Annotated in this window: 3 protein-coding genes; 2 read left to right on the forward strand and 1 reads right to left on the reverse strand. The window is 68.5% G+C overall.

Going from position 1 to position 3,305, the window contains the following annotated elements:
• Positions 1 to 47 precede the first annotated feature (47 nt).
• On the reverse strand, positions 48 to 1,409 hold the full coding sequence (locus JHC79_RS16870; protein ID WP_296392900.1) for an LLM class flavin-dependent oxidoreductase: 1,362 nt from the start codon (positions 1,407 to 1,409) through the stop codon (positions 48 to 50).
• Between the two features lie 89 nt (positions 1,410 to 1,498).
• On the opposite strand from JHC79_RS16870, the gene JHC79_RS16875 reads away from it, so the two are divergent.
• Entirely contained in the window at positions 1,499 to 2,509 is a 1,011-nt protein-coding gene (locus JHC79_RS16875; protein WP_296392901.1) for a zinc-binding alcohol dehydrogenase family protein, read from the forward strand.
• A 38-nt stretch (positions 2,510 to 2,547) separates the two neighbouring features.
• On the forward strand, positions 2,548 to 3,305 hold a 758-nt coding region (locus tag JHC79_RS16880; RefSeq protein ID WP_296392902.1), incomplete at its 3' end, for a crotonase/enoyl-CoA hydratase family protein.

The following is a 3,305-nucleotide window of genomic DNA, read 5'->3' on the forward strand; positions in this document are numbered from 1 at the left end:
CCCCGCCGCGGACGTATTGTCCGCGGCGGGGCTGTATTCGGACGATCTCAGCCTCGAGCGGTGACCAACCGGGCACCCGGATCGTCGAAGGTCACCGGTGACAGGTCGAGATGGTCGCGGAGGGTGTCGGTGGTGTACTCGGTGCGGAACAGCCCGCGCCGCTGCAGTTCCGGCACCACGTAGTCGACGAAGTCGTCGAACGTACCCGGGGACTGCGCGGCGGAGAGGATGTAGCCGTCGGCCTCACCCCCGGTGAACCCGGCTTCGATCTCGTCGGCGACATCGCTTGCCGTGCCGACGAACTGGGGCAGCAGGACGCCCTGCGCGTAGAGCTTGCCGATGTCGCGCAACGTGAGGCTGTCCCGTTCGCTCAACCGCCGGGCCACGTCGAACAGGCCCTGGGTGCCACTGACCTCGATGTCCTCGACGGGTGCGTCGAGATCGTAGGTCGAGAAATCGTGGTTGGTGTGCACCGAGAGCGTGATGAGACCCGAGATGGGGTCGGCCAGTTCGTTGTGGAAGGCCTGCTTCTCGCGGGCGATCGACTCGGTCTCGCCGATGAACGGGATGAAGGACGGCAGGATCTTGACGTCCTCGGGACGGCGACCGAAGTTCACCGCTCGCGACTTCACGTCGTCGTAGTAGGCGCGCCGTCCCTCGGGGGTGGGGTCGATCTCGAAGATCGCCTCGGCCCACCGGGCCGCGAAGTCCTTGCCCTTGTCCGACGACCCGGCCTGGATCAGCACCGGCCGGCCCTGCGGTGAGCGGGGCACGTTCAGCGGACCCTGCACACGGAAGTACTCACCGTCGTGGTTGATGGCGTGAACCTTGTCGGGATCGGCGAACACGCCGCCCACCTTGTCCTGGACCAGGGCGTCGGAATCCCAACTGGACCACAGGGCCAGAGCCGTCTCGACGAACTCCTGGGCTCGGACGTACCGCAGATCGTGCGCGAGATGCTCGGTGGCCCCGAAGTTGACGGCCTCGGCCGACGACAGCGAGGTGACGATGTTCCAGGCCACCCGACCGCGAGACAGGTGATCGAGGCTGGCGAAGATGCGGGCGACCTCGTACGGGTGGAAGTAGGTGGTCGATTTGGTGATCGCCACGCCGAGCTTGGTGGTCACCGCGGCGATGCTCGCCGCGACCAGCGACGGGTCGAGGGTGGCGCTGGCCTGCGTGCCGCGACTCAGCGACACGTCGATGCCGGTGCCGAAGTTGGTGGGGGTGGCCAGCAGGTCGGCGAAGAAGATGAAGTCGAACTTCCCGCGCTCGAGGGTGCGGGCGACCCGGTGGTAGTACTCCGCCGACAAGAAGTTCGGGTCCGAGGCGGGGTGGCGCCAGGCGGCGTGTGAATGCGTTACGTGCGAGGCGATCTGGAAGCCGCCGAGGTGCAGTTGACGAGGCATGACAGCAGTTCTACGCACGCCCCGACACCACGACAACGCTTGCGATCACCGAGGTCGCAACCATCCGGAACCGGAACTACCGTGGGGGCATGAACGCACCCACGACCACCCGCGCCATCGCCTCCCTGCGCCCCGGTCCCGCCGACGCCGCCGATTCCTTCGTCGAGACCGAGGTCCCGATCGGCGACATCAGACCGCACGACCTGCTCGTCGAGGTCCGCGCGGTGTCGGTGAACCCGGTGGACCACAAGGTCCGCTCGTCGTTCGACGCCGCCGAGTCCCCGAAGATCCTCGGGTTCGATGCGGCCGGAACGGTTGTCGCCGTGGGCGACTCCGTGACCCGGTTCTCCGTCGGCGACGAGGTGTTCTACGCCGGGGTGATCAACCGGTCCGGGAGCAACGCAACCCATCAGCTGGTCGACGAGCACATCGTGGCCGCCAAGCCGACGTCGTTGTCGTTCGGCGACGCAGCGGCTCTGCCCCTGACCGGCATCACCGCGTGGGAGACGCTCTTCGAGAGACTGCGCCTGACGGCCGCCAGCGACGGCGTCCTGCTCGTCGTGGGCGGCGCGGGCGGGGTCGGCTCGATGATCATCCAGCTGGCGCGTGCCCTGACCGGGGTCACCGTGATAGCGACCGCGAGTCGGCCCGAATCGTCGCAGTGGGCAACGGAACTCGGCGCCCACCACATCGTCGACCCGAAGGAGCTGGGCACCGCGGTCCCGGCCCTCGCCCCGGACGGCGTCGACCACATCTTCTCGCCCTACTCGGCAGGAAACGTCGAGACCTACGCCGACATCCTCGGGGTGGGTGGCGCGGTCGTGGCCATCGACGAGCCCGAGGGCCTCGATCTCCTTCCGCTGAAGTCGAAGAGCCAGACCTGGCACTGGGAGTTGATGTTCAGCCGCCCGCTCTACACCCCGACCGACGACAGCCAGCACCGGTTGCTCACCGAGATCGCCCGTCTCGTCGACGCGGGCACCATCCGGTCCACCGCGACGACCACCCTGTCCCCCATCGGCGTCGAGACGCTGCGCGAGGCGCACACGCGGTCGGAGTCCGGGACGGTCGTGGGCAAGATCGTGATCGTCGCGGAGTAGGGCACCGGGCCACGACGAGGGGTCGATAGGCTGCCGGGATGACCGAGTGGAACGCATTTACCGTCGACATCACCGACCACGTCGCCCAGGTGACGCTGATCGGGCCCGGCAAGGGCAACGCGATGGGTCGGGACTTCTGGCGCGAGTTGCCGGTGATCTTCGCCGAGCTCGACAACGACCCCCGGGTACGCGCAGTGGTGCTCGCGGCGGCCGGCAAGCACTTCTCGTTCGGTCTGGACCTCGCCGAGATGGGGGGCGACTTCCTGCCGTTGATGGCCGATCGCGCCCTGGCCGGACCGCGATCGCGATTCCACACCACGGTGAAGTCGATGCAGGCGGCGGTGACCGCGGTCGCCGACAGCCGCGTCCCGGTGGTCGCCGCCGTACAGGGCTGGTGCATCGGCGGCGGCGTCGACCTCATCGCCGCGGCCGACATCCGGTATGCGAGCGCAGACGCCAAGTTCAGCGTCCGCGAGGCAAAGATCGGCATCGTGGCCGACATCGGCTCGCTGCAGCGACTCCCGGCGATCATCGGCGAGGGGCACCTGCGCGAGCTGGCGTACACCGGCAAGGACATCGACGCCGCACGCGCCGCGCAGATCAACCTGGTCAACGAGGTCCTCGACGACGCCGAGGCCGCCCTGGCCGCGGCACAGGCCACCGCGCGGGAGATCGCCTCGAATCCCCCGCTCGTGGTGCAGGGGGTCAAGGACGTGCTCGACCGTGAACGCGCCGGCATCGTCGCCGACGGCCTGCGCTACGTCGCCGCCTGGAACGCCGCGTTCCTCCCCTCCGA

The organism is Williamsia sp., from assembly GCF_016462415.1.
GTDB lineage: Bacteria > Actinomycetota > Actinomycetes > Mycobacteriales > Mycobacteriaceae > Williamsia_A.